We start from the raw sequence: 17,809 nt of genomic DNA on the forward strand, positions 1-17,809 counted from the left end.
TACCGGCCTGTCACGCCGGGGGTCGCGGGTTCGAGTCCCGTCCGCTGCGCCATATCTGCCTCAAGGACCACTGAACGCCTTGAAGCACGGAGAAAGTCAACAGTGCTTGCTTCGAATCGATAGCAAAGACCCTGGTCGAAAGACCGGGGTTTTTTGTTTCTGAAATTTGGTTTTTTCTCTTCTTGCTCCTTTGCCCGACGATTGATTCCTGTAGGAGCGAGCTCGCTCCTACAAGAAGGGCAGCCTCAACCCTGTAAATACACCGCATGGGTATGGGTGTACTCATACAACCCATGCTTGCCATCCGCGCCGCCGATGCCGGATTTGCGTACGCCGGCATGGAAGCCCTGCATGGCTTCGAAGTTCTCGCGGTTGACGTAGGTTTCGCCAAAATCCAGTTCGCGCATGGCGTGCAGGGTTTTGTTCAGGTCGCGGGTGTAGATCGATGAGGTCAGGCCGTATTCGCAGTCGTTGGCCAGGGCGATGGCTTCGTCCAGGTCATCGATGATCTGGATCGGCAGCACCGGGCCGAAAATCTCCTGGCGCATGATCTCCATGTCGGCGCGGCAACCGGCCAGCACGGTGGGCTGGAAGTGAAAACCATTCGGCAGGTCGGCGATTTGCCCGCCGCTGATCAGGCTCGCACCCTGGCTTAACGCCGTGCGGACCTTGCTATTGACGCTGTCCAGGCCCTGGCGGTTGATCAACGGGCCCATCTCCACGTCAGGCTGGGCAATCGGATCGCCATAGCGTGTGACGCTCATTGCCGCCGCGATGCGCTCGATGAATTGATCCGCCACCTTGCGCTCGACGTACACCCGCTCGGCGCAGTTGCACACCTGGCCACTGTTGATGATTCGCGAGTCGCGGATCGCCTTTACCGCCAGCTCCAGGTCGGCATCCGCCAGCACAATGGCCGGCGCCTTCCCGCCCAGTTCCAGATTGAGCTTGGTGATATTCGGCGCAGCGGCGGCCATGATTCGCGAGCCGGTATCGACGCTGCCGGTAAAGCTGATCATGTCCACGCCTTTATGCGCGCTCAGCGCCGCACCAACCCGGCCATCACCGCACACCACGTTGAACACGCCGGGCGGCAGATCGGTTTCCGCCACCAGCCGGGCGAATTCGAAGCAATTGTTTGGGGTTTCTTCGCTGGGCTTGATGACGATGGTGTTGCCCGTCAGCAAGGCCGGGGCCATCTTGCGGGCGATCAGGAAGAACGGGAAATTCCACGGCAGGATCCCGGCCACCACGCCCAGGGGTTTGCGGAACAGAAAGATGTTCTCGTTCTGGCGGTCGCTGGTGATGATTTCGCCTTCGATGCGGCGGGCCCATTCGGCCATGTAGTCGAGGTAGTCGGCGGTGAAGTTGACTTCGACCTCGGCCAGGCCGCTGATCTTGCCTTGTTCCAGGGTGATGGTGCGCGCCAGGTGCGGCACGTTTTCGCGCAATTTGGCCGCGATCCGGCGCAAGTAACCGGCGCGCTCATTGGCCGGTTTGCGCGACCAGTCCTTTTGCGCGGCGCGGGCGGCGGCGAGGGCGCGGTCGACGTCCTCGGCGGTCGAGGCCGGGACTTTCGACAGCACCGCGCCGGTGGCGGGGTTGATCACATCGAGGTGGGCAGTGCTGGCCACAAACTGGCCGTTGATGAAGTTATCAAAGACAGGCACGGACGACATGGGACGACTCCTTGGCTGATCAGTAGGTACGCGATGGCGCTTGTTCGGTGGCCGGTGTGCGGTAGCGGGCGAGGGTGGCCATGGCGCTTTGGCGCAACAGGCTGATGTCGATGGCGACTGCGATGAACTGACAGCCCCAGCTTTGGTATCGACGCGCATCGTCTTCATTGGGGGCAAGGATGCCGCAGGCCTTGCCGGCCGCCAGCGTGGCGTCGACGGCGTGGCGAATGCGTTCCTGCACCTGCGGGTGACCCGGATTGCCGGCATGACCGAGGCCGATGGAAAGATCTGCCGGGCCGATAAACACCGCGTCGACGCCTTCGACGGCGGCAATCGCTTCGACGTTTTCCACGCCGAGTCTCGATTCCACCTGAACGATCAGGCACAGCTGTTCATGGGCGGTATTGAGGTAGTCGGGCACGCCGTCCCAGCGGGTGGCGCGGGTCAGGCCGCCGCCGACGCCGCGAATGCCGTGGGGTGGATAACGCATGGCGCGCACCAGCGCCTGGGCCTGTTCGGCGGTTTCGACCATGGGGATCATCAGGGTCTGCGCACCGATATCCAGCAGTTGCTTGATCAGGTTGGCGTCGCCATTCACCGCGCGCACCACGGGCGATGTGGGGTAGGGCGCGACGGCCTGCAGTTGGGCGAGCACGCCGGGCACGGTGTTCGGTGCGTGTTCACCGTCGATCAGCATCCAGTCGTAACCGGTGGTGGCGACGATCTCGGCGGCGTAGCCGGTGGCGAAGCCAGCCCAGATGCCGTATTGGGTCGCGGTTTTTTTCAGTGCAGCCTTGAAAGCGTTGTACGGCATGTTCATCACAGGCTCCTGTCTCAGCGGCTGTAGGGCCGATGCAGTTGGCATTCGGGGTTGAGTGTTACGCCGAAGCCAGGCTGATCCAGCTCGGACAAGCGCATTCGGCCATTGACCGGCACCGGTTCGCCGAGCAATTGCGGATGGAACATCGGCACCACTTCGTCCGCCTTCGGCGCCATCATCAGGAACTCGGCGAACGGACTGTTATGCCGGGTCGCGACGAAGTGATAGCTGTAGACCGACGAGCCGTGGGGAATGACCAGCGCGTTGTGGGCGTCGGCGAGGGCCGAAATCTTCACCAATTCAGTGAGACCGCCACACCAGCCAACGTCCGGTTGAATGATGTCGCAGCAGCCCATCTCCAGCAGCATGCGGAAGCCCCAGCGGGTCGCTTCGTGTTCGCCGGTGGTCACCAGCATGCCTTTGGGTACGTTGTTGCGTAGGGCGGCGTAGCCCCAGTAGTCGTCTGGCGGCAATGCCTCCTCGATCCATTTCAAGCCATGTTCATGGGTGCCGACCGCCAGTTTGGTCGCGTAATTGAGGTCCAGACTCATCCAGCAATCGAGCATCAGCCAGAAATCCGGGCCGACACGCTCGCGCATGGTTGCCAGTTCTTCGAGGTTCTTGCGCAGGCCTTCCTCGCCTTCGGCTGGGCCGTGGTGCAACGGCATCTTGCCGCCGATGAAACCCATTTTCTGCGCCAGGTCCGGGCGGGCGCCGGTGGCGTAGAACTGCAATTCATCGCGCACCGCGCCGCCGAGCAACTGGTGCACCGGCTCCTGGCGGATCTTGCCGAGCAAGTCCCACAGCGCCAGGTCGACCCCGGAAATCGTGTTGATCACGATGCCTTTGCGTCCGTAATACAGGGTCGACTGGTACATCTGGTCCCAGATTCTTTCAATATCGGTCACCCGTGCGCCTTCAAGGAAGCGCGCCAGGTGTTTCTCGACGATGTACGCAGCAGGCTCGCCACCGGTGGTCACGGCAAAGCCGACGGTGCCGTCACTGGCTTCGATTTCCACCACTAGGGTGCCGAGCACGTTGATGCCGAAGGTGCGCCGGCTCTGGCGGTATTCGGGGTATTTGCTCATTGGCGTGGCGATGTGGTCGTCGATCCAGTGGCCGTCCGCCTGATCGTGGTAATCCGCGCCGCCGCCTCGCAGGGTGAACGCGCGCACGTGTTTGATGGTTGGAATGCCCATGGTGTGACTCCTCAGGTTTAAACGGTGGCCGGTTTGTTCGAGGCTTTATGGCCGGGCGAACGCACGCCCAGCACCAGCAACGCGGCGATGACGGTGGTAGCGGACAGCAGGTAGAGACCGGCTGCCGGAGAGTGGAAGGCGCCTTCGGCCCAGTTTTTCAGCACCGGGGCGATGAAACCGCCGAGGGCGCCGAACGAGTTGATCAGGGCGATACCGGCCGCCGCGGCACTGCCGGCGAGGTAACTGGAAGGGAAGGTCCAGAACACCGGTTGCACGGCGATGAACCCGGAAGCGGCGAAGCACAGGGCGACGATGCCCAGGAACGGGCTGCTGAAAGTCACCGAGCAGGCAATGCCGGCGGCCGCCATCAACAGTGTCAGGCTCGCGGTGCGACGACGTTCGCCGGTGCGGTCGCTGTAGCCGGGAATCAGGTAAGCCGCCACCAGTGCGCAGATCCATGGAATCGCGGTGACCAGGCCGACCATCAGCCCGACCTTGGTGCCGAGCAATCCGCCCACTTGAGTCGGCAGGTAGAACACCACGCCATAGACGCTGGCCTGGATCAACAAATAAATCAGGCACAGGTACAGCACCGACGGCTGGCACAACACGTTGAGCAGGCTGCGGCAATGGTTCTGTTTGTGGCTGTCTTCCTGGTCGAGCAGGGTCTGGATTTGCTGGCGCTCTTCGACAGTCAGCCACTTGGCATCGGCCGGACGATTGTCCAGGTAAAAGTAAGCCCAGATACCGACCACCGAAGCCATCAAGCCTTCCACCGCAAACAGCCATTGCCAGCCGTGGAAACCGGCGAAACCGTCCAGCTCCAGCAGCAGGCCGGACAGCGGGCTGCCGAAGATGAACGCCAGTGGCGCACCGAAGTAGAAGAAACCCATGGCCTTGCCGCGCACGGCGCTGGGGAACCAGTAGGTGAGGTAGAGGATGACGCCAGGGAAGAAGCCGGCCTCGGCGACACCAAGCAGAAAACGCAGAACGTAGAAGGTGGTTTCGGTGTGCGCGAACACCATGGCCGCGGAGACCAGGCCCCAGGTGACCATGATCCGGCACATCCACAGACGGGCGCCGACGCGATGCAGGATCAGGTTGCTCGGCACTTCAAGCAGCGCGTAACCGATGAAAAACACCCCGGCACCGAAGGCGAAGGCGGCGTCACTGATGTGGGTGTCGGCTTGGAAGGCTTGCTTGGCAAACCCGACGTTGGCGCGGTCGAGGAAGGCCATGATGTACATCAACAGGAGAAACGGGAGCAGCCGCCAGGAAATTTTGGCGAGCAGAGGCGCGGGTAGAGTCTTCATCGCAGTTTTCCTTTGGTAGGGCATTTGTTCTTATGGGAATGACTGTACGGCCGCTGATCGATGCGTTACAAATCGAATCTAGCTCACAACTGATACCCTCAGGGTATCGATAAAAAAGGGCCTGTCATGACCTCGCCAATCCTCTCCCGCAGCCTGTTCAACCGCCTGCGCTACAAGCATCTGCATATGCTGGTGGCGCTCAGTACCAGCCAGAACCTGCACCGCGCCTCGCAATCCCTGAACATGTCGCAACCGGCGGCCACCCGCATGCTCCATGAAATTGAAGACATGTTTGGCTGCGACCTGTTCGAACGGTTGCCCCGGGGCATGCGCCCGACAGCGCTGGGTCAGGAGCTGATCCGCTTTGCCGAGTCGGCCCTCAGCGGCCTCGACCGTTGCGCCGAAGACTTGATGGCGCGACAACAGGGCGGTTATGGCTATCTCTCCATCGGCACCATCATGGGCGCAGCGCCGGATCTGGTGATGGATTCGATTGCCGAGATCAAGGCGCTCAACCCGCAATTGCGGATTCGCATCATGGGCGACACCAGCGACCAGGTGATCCAGTTGCTGGAACAGGGCCGCATCGACCTGGCCATCGCCCGGCGCAATGCCGCCACCGACAGCGAGCATTACGAATTCGAACAGTTGGGTAACGAACGCCTGTTGGTGGTAGTCCACGCCGGCCACCCGCTGGCCAGGCGTCAGAAACTGGAACTGGCCGAACTGGTCAGCGCCTGGCCGTGGATCCTGCAACCGGAAACCAGCCCGGCGCGCATCGGTCTGGATCAGGCCTTGCAGCGCCAGGCCTTGCCGTTGCCGGCGGACATCATCGAATGCAGTTCGGTGTATTCGATGCAGCAGCTGATTCAACTGACCGACGCGATCATGGTGCTGTCGGAAACTGCTTTGCGCGACTACCTGAGAATGGGGCTGGTGGTGGCGCTGCCGGTGGAACTGGATGTGCAGCTGGCGCCGTTCGGGCTGCTGTTGCGCAAAGGCGAACACATCAGCCGCGAATTGGGCTTGTTCATAGATTTGCTGCGCAGCAAAGCCGAAAAAATTTGATTCATTGGTCAGTTTTTTTGTGTCTGATTGTTTGCCGCGAGCGCATAAGCCTATAAACTTAACCCTTCAGTCAGCTTTGCACTCTCTTTTCAGCCCTTGAATCGTCAAGAAGGGCTTCTGCAAGACTCGAGATTCCCCAGTACATAACCAGAAGGGCGGACCCCATAACCGCCCAGAGGATGATCCATGTCCAACCGTGAAATATCCCGGCGCTCGTTCCTTCAGGGCGGGCTGGTGGCGGGTGTGAGCGTTACGCTTACACCGCTGAGCAGTCAGGCGCTGGCGGCCTTGATGGAAAACAGCGTGACCGTGCCGTCCGAGCAATGGCTCGGCAACAATGGCAAGGCCCGCGCCCGTAACGATGCCTTGTCCAAGGTCTGCGGCAGCAAGGTCTTTGCCCGCGACATCCGCGCCAAGGACATGCCGGGCTGGCCGCAACAGCAAGGCCACGCCATGCTGCTGAAAACCATCAAGGCTGATCGCATCTATGACGGTTACGACCTGTCGTGGCTGGGCGCCGAGTTGCAGCCGGACCGCATCGTCACCGCCGAAGACCTGGTCAAGGACGGCATCGTCTTTCCGGAAGAGCACGCTCCTGATCCACTGTTGCCGGCCGGCAAGGTGCCGATGTTCATCGGCCACCCGGTGGCGATCCTGATCTGGAACGACTTCGAACGCTTCCGCCAGGCCAAGGCGCAACTAAAGTTCAATGACAAAGCGATTCGTTACGGTGCCCAGGTACCGTTCTACGAAGGCGATCCGTATGGCAGCTTCCGCTACGTGCGGGTGGGCGGCGCGACCTCGGCGGACGAAGACGAATTCGCCAGCCTCAAGGATTCGATCCTGTTCCCGATGTTGCGTAATCGCCGTCCGGTGTGGAACTCGCAACCGAACCTGCACGGCAACCTGACCGAGCGTGGCCTGTTCTACGCCGAGCGCATGAAGCAGCAGATCGACACGCCGCCGGACAACTGGCTGGTGTTCGACGAACGCTACAAGACGCCGTCGATCGAACCGGCAGCGATGGAGCCGGACAACGGTAACGGCTGGTACGACCCGGCAACCAGGACCCTGCATTTTGTGGTTGCCACCCAGTGTCCGCTGGAAACCGCCACCGAGACCGCGAAGATGATCGCGCCGTCGCGTTTCGGCCTGGCCAACCTCAACATGCACCCGGGCTACACCGTGGGCTACGGCTCCAAAGACCACAACATTTTCGTCTACTACGCAGCCTTGGCGGCGTTGTACGGCGCCGGTGTGCCGGTACGCCTGGCCAACGACCGCTACGAGCAGTTCCAGAGCGGCATCAAGCGTCACCCGTTCGATATCCGCTATCAGCTGGCGGTGGACAAGACCGATCACAGCTTCAAGATTTTCCGTGCCGAGATGAGCGTCGACGGCGGCGGACGGATCAACTACAGCCCGTCGGTGGCCGCAGTAGGCGCCACGGCGGCGCAGTCGATCTACTACATGCCGCAGAACGATCTGCAGGTCACCGCCTATCATTCCCGCGCCGTTGAAGCCGGGTCGATGCGCGGTTACGGCACGCTGCAGAGCATGGCGTCCACCGAGATGATGGTCGATGAAATCGCCGATCGTCTCGGCATCGACGCCATCGACCTGCGCAAGAAAAACGCCCTGCGCTCGGGCATGAAAAACACCCAGGGCGCAGTGCCGGCCGGTGCGTTGCGCTTGCACGAAATTCTCGACAAGGCCGCCGTTAACGAGGTCTGGAAAAACCGCGACGCCATCAAGAAGCAGCGTGAAGCGGCCGATCCGGACCACTGGTACGGCGTCGGTTTCGCCATCTGCCAGAAAGACTTCGGCACCGGTTCGGAAGCGCCGATGGCCAGCATCGAATTCACCGCCGAAGGTCGCATCAACCTGCGTCATATCGGCATCGAAATCGGTACCGGCATGTCCACGTCGCAAGCCATGGTGGTGGCCGACTTCCTTGGCCTGCCGGCGCACGAAGTAAAGACTGGCGAAACCGACTGGAAAGAGATGCAGCTGATCACCGGCGGCAACCCTTACATCATGAGCCAGGCCGAGCAGGACAACTTCCTGCGAAATCCTCGCTGGGTGGGCAAGATCGCTTCGGCCTCGTCGGCGACCAACTCCGCCTACTACTTCAGCCACGCCACCCGTGAAGCGGCGCGTGTGTTGTTCAACCACGGCCTGTGGCCGGCGGCGCTGGAAATCTGGCGACAAGGCCCGTACGGCGGCCAGGCCAACCCTTATGTGGTGCGCCGTGAAGACGCCCATTGGGTCGACGGCAAGCTCACCGCCAACGGCATGGAGCCATTGCCCTTCGCGATGCTGGCCAAGCGTGCCCACGAACGCGGTCTGGTCACTGGCGCCACCGTGCACGGCTTTAACCGCTGGAGCTGGGCCGAGGCCGAGTACAGCATCGACGGCGTGCGTGAGCGTTTGCCGCTCGATGGCCTGGCGGTCAAATACGGCGACGGTGCACCCAAGGCGAAGTTGGCGCAGATGAACAGCGGCGGTTTCCATCTGCTGGATCGACAGAACATCGCTTACCCGCCAACCCAGTTGAACAACGCGGCGGTGACCTACTACAGCCCCGTGGCAACTCTGGTGGAATTGAAAGTGAACAAGGGCTCGGCGGAAGTCGAAGTACTCAACCATCACTCCTGGGTCGAGTGCGGCCGGGTGCTGGTGCCGGAACTGGTCAAGGGCCAGATCGAAGGCGGCACGGCCATGGGCATTGGCCATGCGCTGATGGAAGAAATGCCGCTGTACGAAGGCGGCCCGGGGGAGGGCGACTGGAACTTCAACCGATACCGCCTGCCGATGGCGCGGCACGTTGCGGTGTGGAAACAGACCGCTGAGATCCTGCCGCCACTGTCGCCGAGCGACCCGTCCAAGGGCATTGCCGAGGTGGTGATGATTCCGGTAGTCGGTGCCATCGGTAACGCCGTGGCTCACGCCATCGGTAAACGTGTCCGCGACCTGCCTATCACTTCTGCACGCATCAAGGAGGCCCTCAATGGCTAACCGTCCGCTTCAACTGACCCTCAACGGTCAAACCGTCGGCCCGGTGGACATCCCTGATGACCTGCCGATGATTGATTACCTGCACGAGTACAAAAACCTCACCGGTTCGCGCCTGGGCTGCGGCCAGGGCATTTGCCACGCCTGCGTGGTGATCGTCGACAACCCCGACGGCACCAGCGAGGAAGTGCGCACCTGCATCACCGGCGCGCACTATTTCGAAGGCAAGAAAGTGCGGACCATCGAAGGCCATGCGAGCCGTGACGAGCAAGGCAAGGTCACCGAGCTGAACCCGGTCCAGCAGCGCTTCGTCGACGAATTCGCCTTCCAGTGCAGCTACTGCGCCCCCGGTTTCGTCAACGCCGCGACGGTGCTGGTGGAAAAGCTGCAGCGTCAGCCGATCGTCAAAAGCCAGCTGGAAAAAGTCATCGAGGACAGCCTGGGTCATCATATTTGCCGTTGCACGGGTTATGTCCGTTATTACAACGCGACACGCAACGTGCTCACCGATCTCGGCCTGGTCAAGGAGGGTTAAGCATGAAGCATCTACTTCCCTGCCTGGCATTGGCGGTCGGCCTGGCTGCGCCTGTGTTGCTGGCGCAGGCGGATGATCAGGTCAAGCGCGGCGAATACCTGGCCCGCGCGGCTGACTGCATGGCCTGCCACACCGCGCCGGGTGGCGCGCCGTACGCGGGCGGTCTGCCGATCGTCTCGCCGTTCGGCACGATCTACGGCACTAACATCACGCCGAGCAAAGAGCACGGTATCGGTCTTTACAACGATGACGAGTTCTTTGCCGCGTTGACCGAAGGCAAGCGTCGCGATGGCGCCAACCTGTACCCGGCGATGCCGTACACCTCGTACCACCTGATGCCCCGTGAAGACTCCGACGCGATTCATGCCTACCTGAAAACCGTCGAGCCCATCGAGCGTGCGGCACCGGTGACCCGCCTGAGCTTCCCGTTCAACGTTCGTCCGGGCCTGATCGCCTGGAACATGATGTACGGCAAGGACGTGAAACTGGCGCCAACCGAAGGCAAAAGCGAAGTCTGGAAGCGCGGCCAGTACATGGTCGACGTGCTCGGTCACTGTGGCGAATGCCACACGCCACGTGGTTTGCCGGGGGCGATGCAGCAAGACAAACGCATGACCGGCGGCCTCCTCAACGGTTACCTAGCGCCGAGCCTGCTGGCTACGGACCTGGCGGCTCGCGGCTGGAATCATCAGGACCTGAGCTCGTTCCTCAAACACGGCATGAGCGCCCAGGGCACGATGTTCAATGAGATGTTCCCGGTGTTCCACAACAGCACCCAGGGCCTGAGTGATCCGGATCTGGCGGCCATGGCGACCTTCCTGCTCGGTGACCAGCCTCCGGCGGCGAAAGTGCTGAATGACGTGCCGATGGACAAACTCACTGCGAGCGCCCAGCGCGGCCGTCAGGAATATTTGAACGTCTGTGCCGGTTGTCACGCTGTCGGCGGCGAAGGTAAACCGCACATTGCGGTGGCCATGAAAGGCAACACCACGCTGCGCCTGGAGGATCCTCGCAACCTGGTGCGGGTGATCGACGATGGCATCGGCGAGCAGAAATTCGCCGGGTTCGAACACATGCAACCAATGCCGGGCTTTGCCGAGAAGCTCAGCCACGAGCAATTGACGGACCTGTTGAACTATCTCCGTCAGGGGTGGGGTGGTCAGCCGGGTGATCTGGCCGTAGCCGATGTGCAGACGTTGCGCGCCGATGCGCCACCGCTTGAGCACAAGGCCCACTGACATGCAGCATCTGGATCTGCAAGTGGTGCGCCGGGCGCTGGAATGGTCGACGGCCGGGCAGCGTGTCTGGCTGTGCACCGTGCTCGCCACATACGGCTCGGCGCCGCGTGCGCCGGGTTCGTTGCTGGCGGTGAACGCCGACGGACAGTGGATCGGTTCGCTGTCCGGCGGTTGTGTCGAGGAGGACTTCCTCGAGCGCGTTGCCGAAGGTGCGTTCGAGCAAGCGGTCAGCGTGGTGCGCTACGGCGAAGGCGATGACCCGCGCTCGCGGGTCAGTCTGCCCTGTGGCGGCGTACTGGATGTGCTGGTCGAGAAGCTCGAGTCCGATTGCGAGGTGCAGGCGCATTTGCGGGAATTGGAGTTGGCGCTGTTGGGTCGACGCCGGTTGATCCGTGAAGTCGACCTGGTCAGTGGCGCGCGCAGCCTGTTCGATGATCGCGAGCAGGGTGTGCGCGTCGAGCGCGAAATTGACCGGGTTCGCTTGCGCATTGGCGCGGCGCAGCGCTTGTTGCTCGCCGGATATTCCAGCGTTGCGCAGGCCTGTGCGGAATTTGCCGTGGGCCTGGGGTTCGAGGTGATTCTGTGTGATCCGCGTGATGAAGTGCTGCAGGGTGTGGTGCTGGATAACGTTGAGATTCGTCGCCAATTGCCATCCGTGTTCATCGCCGACGGCGGCTGTCACAGCGACACGGCGGTGGTGGCTTTGACTCACGATCCTCGTATCGATGACCTGGCGATGATGGAAGCGGTGCGCACCGAGGCGTTTTACATCGGTGTGATGGGCTCCATGCAGACCTCGCAAAAACGCTTCGAGCGTTTGCGGCGCATTGGCGGTCTGGGGGATGCGGATTTGGCGCGGATTCATGCGCCAATTGGCTTGAACCTGGGCAGCAAGACACCGGCGGAAATTGCACTGGCAGTGCTTGCCGACATCCTGCGGATTCGCAGCGGTATTGCGCGGGATCGGCTCTGACTCCAATACCCCTGTGGGAGCGAGCCTGCTCGCGAAGGGGCCGTGTCAGCCAACATTGATAGGTCTGACACACCGCTTTCGCGGGCAGGCTCGCTCCCACAAGGTGTTTCAGTGTCGATTAGTACCCAAACTTGTCCCGCAATCCGTAATACCAGGCACCCAACGCCGCGAACGGTGTGCGCAGCAATTGCCCGCCGGGGAACGGGTAGTGGGGCAGGTCGGCGAATGCGTCGAAACGCTCGGCCTGGCCACGCAACGCTTCGGCCAGTACCTTGCCCGCCAGGTGCGTGTAGGTCACACCGTGGCCGCTACAGCCCTGGGAATAGTAAATGTTGTCGCCCAGTCGCCCAACTTGCGGCAGGCGCGACAGGGTCAGCAGGAAATTGCCGGTCCAGGCGTAATCGATCTTCACATCCTTGAGTTGCGGGAAGGCCTTGAGCATCTTCGGTCGGATGATTGCTTCGATGTTCGCCGGGTCCCGCGCGCCATACACCACACCGCCGCCGAAAATCAGGCGCTTGTCGCCACTGAGGCGGTAGTAGTCGAGCAGGTAGTTGCAGTCCTCGACGCAGTAATCCTGAGGCAACAGGCTTTTCGCCAAGGCATCGCCCAAGGGTTCCGTGGTGATGACCTGGGTGCCGCATGGCATCGACTTCGCAGCCAGTTCCGGCACCAGATTGCCCAGGTAGGCATTGCCCGCCACGATGATGAATTTTGCCCGGACCTTGCCCTGTGGCGTGTGCACCACCGGATTTGCACCACGCTCGATGCGCACTGCCGGCGATTGCTCGTAGATCGTGCCACCCAGCGACTCCACGGCCGCCGCTTCACCCAGGACCAGATTGAGGGGGTGAATATGCCCGCCGCTCATGTCGAGCATGCCGCCGACGTATTGATCGCAGGCCACGACTTCCCGGATTCGGCGTTGGTCCAACAGCTCAAGCTGCGTGTGACCGAATCGTTCCCACAGGCGTTTCTGCGATTCCAGGTGACCCATCTGCTTGGCAGTGATGGCGGCGAACACACCGCCGTCCTTCAAATCGCACTGGATGTTGTACTTGGCAACCCGCTCCCGAATGATCCGCCCACCCTCGAACGCCATCTGCCCCAACAGCTGAGCCTGCTTGGGACCGACACTGCGCTCGATCACATCGATATCGCGGCTGTAACTGTTGACGATCTGGCCACCGTTACGCCCCGACGCACCAAAACCCACCTTGGCCGCTTCCAGCACCGTCACCCGAAAACCGCTCTCCAGCAGGAACAAGGCCGAGGAAAGCCCGGTGTATCCGGCGCCGATCACACAGACATCAGTCTCAACGTCATCCTGCAAAGCCGGGCGCGGCGGAACCGCATTGGCCGATGCGGCGTAGTAGGACTCTGGGTAGGGGGTGTTAGCCATCCTGCTGCCTCTGTTTAATATATTTTACGAGTGCGTTGATCCTACCCGAGTTAAAAATCGACCGCCAGCCACCGGAAAATCTTCTTTGCGGCCACAAAATTAAATATTTTGCATATTCATAGGGTTAGCTCGAAAAAAGGTGTTGACACCCCTCCGGAATTCCGTAGAATGCCGCCTCACAGCAGGCACGTAGCTCAGTTGGTTAGAGCACCACCTTGACATGGTGGGGGTCGTTGGTTCGAGTCCAATCGCGCCTACCAAACAAAATCCGCTCTGCTGGGCGGTCTAGAGGGGTCACCGGAAACGGTGACCCCTTTTTGCTTTCTGCCTTTGGGCAAACGACCACCTGGCTACACTTTCAGGTCGGCTTTGACCTTCATATAAACCACCGCTTCATCACCGTGCCCTGCCTGGTAGTGCTCGGTCATCTTCACATCCGCATGACCCATCAATCCCTGAATGTATTCCTGATCGAAACCCTGTTGATCGTACAGCCACGCACCGAGTGCTCGGATCTCATGGAACGTCGGGCGCTCGCCGACTGGGACGTCGGCATAGGCTTGCGAATCGTCTCGAGCCTGGGCGCAGGACTTGGTCAGATAATCCGCCGTCACCGCATTCCAGTGTAGCTTGGCGTCCAGCTGCGAACGCTTGCGCGCCTTTGGCGAGTAGTGGTTCAGGTACGGGCAGGCGAGCGGTGACTTCATGCATTCCATCACCACTTCACGTAACCCCTGGTCCATGACAATCGGGATCATGCAGCAGCGTGAATGCGGCGGAATCAAAGGAGGGTCTGATAACCGACTCGCTGGTCAATCATCGTCATGCAGTGTTCACGCGCGCATGCGCCATGTATTCTCTGCGCCCGTTGTAACAGACCGGCCTTTGGCCAGCATGCAAAACGGAGTAACTAAATGCAGCTTGGCTTTACCGCAGAGCAAGAAGTACTGGGTGTTATCGGAGCTATGGGCCCAACGGAAGACATCCGTTTTTTCCCGGACCGTCGCCGTTTCGCCGTGGCTGCCTCGGACCGTGATCTGATCTACGTCTTCGATATCGAGATTCGAATGACCCCGGCGGGTAAGCAGATTCACTTGAGCGCAGTCGTCGAGTTGTCTTCGAGCCAGTTGAAATATCCACACGGATTAGATTTCATCGACAATGAAACCCTCGTCGTGGCAAACCGGGGAGGCGATCTGGCGCTGTTCCGGATACCACCTGGGAATGGCTCAACGAAGGGCGAGCTCATCCTGCTTCAGACCATTGCGTCAAATGATATGAAGCTGTCGAGCCCAGGCTCCGTGGTTGTCTCGCAGATCGGTCCGGGGCACCACGAAGTGCTGGCATCTCGGACTTTTGCCCATCAGGTGTCCCGTGATGTGGTCGCCACCTCAGCGGACTATGCAGTCACTGAAAGGCAGGTGCTGCTGGCTAAATGGCTGGAAACTCCCGACGGTATCAGCATCGACCCCCGGCAGCGCTGGCTGGCGGTGAGTAATCACAACACCCACAGCGTGCTGATCTACTCAAAGGTCCGGGAGCAGCATGTGGAGATCGACCCTGTGGCCGTGTTGCGTGGCTCCGATTATCCCCATGGATTACGCTTCAGCGACGATGGTCGCTACATCCTGGTGACCGATGCTGGTGCGCCATATGTGTATATCTACTTTCAGGACGACGGTCACTGGCAGGGCGTCTACGATCCCAGCCTCAGCCTCCGGGTAATGAATGACCCGGTTTTCCAAAGCGGCAACACCAATCCCGAGGAAGGTGGGCCCAAGGGGCTCGACCTTGATTGCACCACCGGTCTTCTGGTTACCACCTGTCCAAACCAGCCGCTTGCCTTCTTCGATCTGAACCGGATTCTGGCCAATGTTTACCGGTCTGGCCCGCTGGATGTGCTCGATGGCACTGCCAGCGTTTCTGAGGGGGCGGGGGACGTCCGCCATGAGCTGGAAAAGCAGCAACGTCATGCACAGGCTGTAACAAGCGCCAGGCAGGCGGCTCATGCTGAGCAGCGTGCGACCCTTGCTGAGCAGCGAGCGAATCATGCCGAGCAGTATGCGGCTCAAACTGAGCAGCGAGCGACACACGCTGAGCGGTATGCGGTTCAAACTGAGCAGCGAGCGACACACGCTGAGCGGTATGCGGCTCAAACTGAGCAGCGAGCGACTCATGCTGAGCAGTATGCGGCTGAAACTGAGCAGCGTGCGGCCGGGGCAGAATCCAGGGTGCAGGCCATACTCTGCAGCAATTCCTGGCGGGTTACTGCACCGCTGCGGTGGGCGTTTGCGGCGCGTAAACCACGAGTACGGAAAAATGGCCGCAGCCATACCCAATCGTAGTGGTGTGCGTTGTATTTGGGCAGTCTAGAAGGGCTCACCGAAAGGTAGCCCTTTTTTGTTGTCTGCGATTCGCAACGCTTTCCTTTTCGACACCATTTCACCCATTGCTAAAGCGTTATGCAGTCGATCTGTATGTAAGAGGTTTTATCATTTGAGAGTGATCATTGAGTGGCGGCTCAATTTAAATGAAAACCAATTCGATTTCATTTTGAACTGTGAGCACTGAATTGCATCCAACCAGAATGCGTGACCAATTGTAACGTCGGCTTTTGAACGGGAGAGCGCTGGATGGGGAGGCGAAGCATGATCAAGTTCTTTGCGGCTTATCTGTCCATTTGCCTCTTGCTCCAATGGACGGTGGTCGAGGCGTCCTCATGGATCGCGTCTCATGTTCTTTTACGATGGATCCTGTGACCTGACATTCTGGGCACGACTTGAAAGACCGAGCCGTCACTGTCGCGGAGTCATTCAGGCGTAGAATGGGTAATGCCATCTCATCAAAAGGAGTCGACCATGATCTCCGACCAAATGAACCAGCAGGCATCCGACAGTAAAACAGTCTGGGATCAATACTTCTGCGCTGCGTTGATTGCCGAAAGCAATCTGACAGCACCGGTTGTTGGCGGCGCTACTCACGAAGACAGGCAGAATCTGTTGATCGAGAGGGCAAAAGCCCTCGCGGACAAAATGATGGAAAACAGAAAATAATCAGAGCCCAGCCATCGCGCTGGGCTCTTCGCATCTGGCACGTCTCGTCGGTGCCTAGAAAGCTCAGGCAATCAGCTCGACTTTACCGGTCGCCAGACGATAGATCCCCCCGACTATTTTCAACTTGCCGTTGCCCAATGCTTCGGTGAGCAGTGGTGCCGCTTTCTTCAGTCGGTCGACCGTGGCTTTGACATTTTGCACGGTGGCGTTTTCCACCAGATCCCCGGGCTGCTTGATCACGGCCTCGATAGAGGGCTTGAGTGCGTCAGTCAGTTTCGGGATTTGCCCTGGGAACACCGTTTGATCCTTGACGGCTTTGATGCCGGCCTCGATAGCGCCGCAGCTTTCATGCCCCAGTACCAGAATGAGCGGTGCGCCCAGTACGGCGACGCCGTATTCAAGACTTGCCAGGCCCTCATCCGTGACGAAGTTGCCGGCGACGCGTATGGCGAAAAGATCGCCTCGTGCGGTATCGAAAGCGTACTCGGGTGCGATGCGCGAGTCGGAGCAACTCAGTACTGCCACGAACGGATTCTGGCCGGAGACCAGCGCCTCGCGTTCATCCTTGAAGTCGTGTGTTTCCGAGTTGCCGCTGACGTAACGTTCATTTCCCTTCATCAGCCTTTTCAGGGCCTCATCGGGGCTGATCACGTTTTTGGGTTTGGGCGGCGCGGAGGCTTTCTCTGCTGCCTGAATGATCCGGTCGGGCAGGGCGCCGGCAAGTAGCAGGGCACCGGCTCCTAACCCGGCTACTCGAAGGAAACGGCGACGATCATTCATTTTTGAATCAGAGTTTGAATCGCATGATTCACACATGATGTTGTGTACTCAGTTCAATTCGGTGGGAATGACAGCTGTTGGGGGTAGTGCCTGCAGGCACCTGAGGCACTGGAGTGGTGAAGTCTAGTCGGTCTGCAACGTTATGTTCGAATCGTGGGGCAGGTGCAAACCGTAGATTCATGGACTACTACTGACAGGTTGATTCAACTTCATCCTGACAGGAGTTCTTTGATGCTGATTCACTGGTTTCTGGCAGCTGCACATCTTTTGGCGCTGACGCTGGGGTTCTGGGCGGTGCTGGTTCGCGGTACGAATTTTCGGCGTTTGGCAGTCGGCACAGGTGAAGCTCGCAGTGTGTTGATGGCGGACAACCTTTGGGGGCTATCTGCGCTCGTTCTGTTGGTGACCGGCGGGATGCGGGCCTTTGGCGGGTACGAGAAAGGCACGGATTACTACCTGCACCAACCGCTGTTCCACCTCAAGATGACACTGTTCGTGCTTATCCTGCTGCTGGAAGTGGCACCGATGGTGACCTTGATCAAATGGCGGGTGGCAATGGCGCGTGGCGCGACAATCGATGCCGGGCGCGCGACGTTGTTTGCGCGGATCAGTCATGTCGAGGCATTGCTGGTGTTGCTGATGGTGATAGCGGCCACTGGCATGGCGCGCGGCGTGACGTTTGGTTGATCGAGAGGGGGCAGCTGCTTCGCTGCTTGAATCTTTAGCCAGCCATC

At 60.2% G+C, this 17,809-nt stretch carries 15 protein-coding genes and 1 tRNA gene; 9 read left to right on the top strand and 7 right to left on the bottom strand.

From position 1 onward, the window contains the following. Positions 1-245 precede the first annotated feature (245 nt). Genes aldA through HNQ83_RS21200 form a run of 4 tightly spaced genes read right to left on the bottom strand, consistent with a single transcriptional unit; the run spans position 246 to position 5,011 of the window. Positions 246-1,679 carry an aldehyde dehydrogenase gene (aldA, locus tag HNQ83_RS21185; RefSeq protein WP_175390739.1) on the bottom strand — a complete coding sequence of 478 codons (1,434 nt, stop codon included), beginning with the start codon at positions 1,677-1,679 and terminating at the stop codon, positions 246-248. A 19-nt stretch (positions 1,680-1,698) separates the two neighbouring features. Continuing rightward, positions 1,699-2,499 (bottom strand): aldolase/citrate lyase family protein, encoded by an 801-nt coding sequence (locus tag HNQ83_RS21190; protein ID WP_175390740.1) that lies wholly within the window; start codon positions 2,497-2,499, stop codon positions 1,699-1,701. Positions 2,500-2,513: 14 nt separating this feature from the next. Then, positions 2,514-3,698 (bottom strand): L-rhamnonate dehydratase, encoded by a 1,185-nt coding sequence (gene rhmD, locus HNQ83_RS21195; RefSeq protein WP_175390741.1) that lies wholly within the window; start codon positions 3,696-3,698, stop codon positions 2,514-2,516. Between the two features lie 17 nt (positions 3,699-3,715). Then, entirely contained in the window at positions 3,716-5,011 is a 1,296-nt protein-coding gene (locus HNQ83_RS21200; protein WP_175390742.1) for an MFS transporter, read from the bottom strand. Between the two features lie 126 nt (positions 5,012-5,137). Here HNQ83_RS21200 and HNQ83_RS21205 point away from each other — a divergent pair, with 126 nt between their 5' ends. The 5 genes from HNQ83_RS21205 to HNQ83_RS21225 all read left to right on the top strand — a co-directional run bounded on the left by HNQ83_RS21205 (position 5,138) and on the right by HNQ83_RS21225 (position 11,840). After that, entirely contained in the window at positions 5,138-6,079 is a 942-nt protein-coding gene (locus HNQ83_RS21205) for a LysR family transcriptional regulator (RefSeq protein WP_175390743.1), read from the top strand. A gap of 186 nt (positions 6,080-6,265) precedes the next feature. Continuing rightward, positions 6,266-9,097 carry a xanthine dehydrogenase family protein molybdopterin-binding subunit gene (locus HNQ83_RS21210; protein ID WP_175390744.1) on the top strand — a complete coding sequence of 944 codons (2,832 nt, stop codon included), beginning with the start codon at positions 6,266-6,268 and terminating at the stop codon, positions 9,095-9,097. After that, the gene (locus HNQ83_RS21215; protein WP_175390745.1) at positions 9,090-9,629 is read left to right on the top strand and encodes a (2Fe-2S)-binding protein; all 540 of its coding nucleotides are present in this window, start codon (positions 9,090-9,092) and stop codon (positions 9,627-9,629) included. Before HNQ83_RS21210 ends, HNQ83_RS21215 begins: the two co-directional genes overlap by 8 nt. A gap of 2 nt (positions 9,630-9,631) precedes the next feature. After that, the gene (locus HNQ83_RS21220; protein ID WP_175390746.1) at positions 9,632-10,867 is read left to right on the top strand and encodes a cytochrome c; all 1,236 of its coding nucleotides are present in this window, start codon (positions 9,632-9,634) and stop codon (positions 10,865-10,867) included. 1 nt (position 10,868) lies between these two features. Beyond that, positions 10,869-11,840, top strand: coding sequence for an XdhC family protein (locus HNQ83_RS21225; RefSeq protein ID WP_175390747.1), 972 nt, complete (start codon positions 10,869-10,871; stop codon positions 11,838-11,840). A 118-nt stretch (positions 11,841-11,958) separates the two neighbouring features. On the opposite strand, the gene HNQ83_RS21230 is transcribed toward HNQ83_RS21225, so the two are convergent. Then, the gene (locus HNQ83_RS21230; protein WP_175390748.1) at positions 11,959-13,242 is read right to left on the bottom strand and encodes an FAD-binding oxidoreductase; all 1,284 of its coding nucleotides are present in this window, start codon (positions 13,240-13,242) and stop codon (positions 11,959-11,961) included. Between the two features lie 183 nt (positions 13,243-13,425). Between HNQ83_RS21230 and HNQ83_RS21235 the strand changes: the two genes are divergently transcribed. Further along, positions 13,426-13,502 (top strand) — tRNA-Val (locus HNQ83_RS21235). A gap of 90 nt (positions 13,503-13,592) precedes the next feature. Here the strand turns inward: HNQ83_RS21235 and HNQ83_RS21240 are convergent. Then, positions 13,593-13,985 (bottom strand): tyrosine-type recombinase/integrase, encoded by a 393-nt coding sequence (locus HNQ83_RS21240; RefSeq protein WP_256669107.1) that lies wholly within the window; start codon positions 13,983-13,985, stop codon positions 13,593-13,595. Between the two features lie 171 nt (positions 13,986-14,156). Here HNQ83_RS21240 and HNQ83_RS21245 point away from each other — a divergent pair, with 171 nt between their 5' ends. Together HNQ83_RS21245 and HNQ83_RS21250 are read left to right on the top strand one after the other, a co-directional pair. Next, positions 14,157-15,587 carry a hypothetical protein gene (locus HNQ83_RS21245; RefSeq protein WP_175390749.1) on the top strand — a complete coding sequence of 477 codons (1,431 nt, stop codon included), beginning with the start codon at positions 14,157-14,159 and terminating at the stop codon, positions 15,585-15,587. A 513-nt stretch (positions 15,588-16,100) separates the two neighbouring features. Continuing rightward, positions 16,101-16,295: a hypothetical protein gene (locus tag HNQ83_RS21250; protein ID WP_175390750.1), complete on the top strand. Its 195-nt coding sequence runs from the start codon at positions 16,101-16,103 to the stop codon at positions 16,293-16,295. Between the two features lie 63 nt (positions 16,296-16,358). On the opposite strand, the gene HNQ83_RS21255 is transcribed toward HNQ83_RS21250, so the two are convergent. Next, the gene (locus HNQ83_RS21255; RefSeq protein ID WP_175390751.1) at positions 16,359-17,111 is read right to left on the bottom strand and encodes a carbonic anhydrase; all 753 of its coding nucleotides are present in this window, start codon (positions 17,109-17,111) and stop codon (positions 16,359-16,361) included. 195 nt (positions 17,112-17,306) lie between these two features. On the opposite strand from HNQ83_RS21255, the gene HNQ83_RS21260 reads away from it, so the two are divergent. After that, the gene (locus HNQ83_RS21260) at positions 17,307-17,762 is read left to right on the top strand and encodes a DUF2214 family protein (protein ID WP_175390752.1); all 456 of its coding nucleotides are present in this window, start codon (positions 17,307-17,309) and stop codon (positions 17,760-17,762) included. Positions 17,763-17,809: the final 47 nt, after the last annotated feature.

The sequence above is a fragment of the Pseudomonas sp. C2B4 genome (assembly GCF_013359695.1).
Taxonomy (GTDB): Bacteria; Pseudomonadota; Gammaproteobacteria; order Pseudomonadales; family Pseudomonadaceae; genus Aquipseudomonas.

Coding starts and splice junctions, on each gene's coding strand:
- HNQ83_RS21205 (WP_175390743.1), top strand. CDS start 5,138: ATGACCTCGCCAATCCTCTCCCGCAGCCTGTTCAACCGCCTGCGCTAC.
- HNQ83_RS21230 (WP_175390748.1), bottom strand. CDS start 13,242: ATGGCTAACACCCCCTACCCAGAGTCCTACTACGCCGCATCGGCCAAT.
- HNQ83_RS21225 (WP_175390747.1), top strand. CDS start 10,869: ATGCAGCATCTGGATCTGCAAGTGGTGCGCCGGGCGCTGGAATGGTCG.
- HNQ83_RS21250 (WP_175390750.1), top strand. CDS start 16,101: ATGATCTCCGACCAAATGAACCAGCAGGCATCCGACAGTAAAACAGTC.
- rhmD (WP_175390741.1), bottom strand. CDS start 3,698: ATGGGCATTCCAACCATCAAACACGTGCGCGCGTTCACCCTGCGAGGC.
- HNQ83_RS21220 (WP_175390746.1), top strand. CDS start 9,632: ATGAAGCATCTACTTCCCTGCCTGGCATTGGCGGTCGGCCTGGCTGCG.
- HNQ83_RS21200 (WP_175390742.1), bottom strand. CDS start 5,011: ATGAAGACTCTACCCGCGCCTCTGCTCGCCAAAATTTCCTGGCGGCTG.
- HNQ83_RS21215 (WP_175390745.1), top strand. CDS start 9,090: ATGGCTAACCGTCCGCTTCAACTGACCCTCAACGGTCAAACCGTCGGC.
- HNQ83_RS21260 (WP_175390752.1), top strand. CDS start 17,307: ATGCTGATTCACTGGTTTCTGGCAGCTGCACATCTTTTGGCGCTGACG.
- aldA (WP_175390739.1), bottom strand. CDS start 1,679: ATGTCGTCCGTGCCTGTCTTTGATAACTTCATCAACGGCCAGTTTGTG.
- HNQ83_RS21240 (WP_256669107.1), bottom strand. CDS start 13,985: ATGGACCAGGGGTTACGTGAAGTGGTGATGGAATGCATGAAGTCACCG.
- HNQ83_RS21245 (WP_175390749.1), top strand. CDS start 14,157: ATGCAGCTTGGCTTTACCGCAGAGCAAGAAGTACTGGGTGTTATCGGA.
- HNQ83_RS21255 (WP_175390751.1), bottom strand. CDS start 17,111: ATGTGTGAATCATGCGATTCAAACTCTGATTCAAAAATGAATGATCGT.
- HNQ83_RS21210 (WP_175390744.1), top strand. CDS start 6,266: ATGTCCAACCGTGAAATATCCCGGCGCTCGTTCCTTCAGGGCGGGCTG.
- HNQ83_RS21190 (WP_175390740.1), bottom strand. CDS start 2,499: ATGAACATGCCGTACAACGCTTTCAAGGCTGCACTGAAAAAAACCGCG.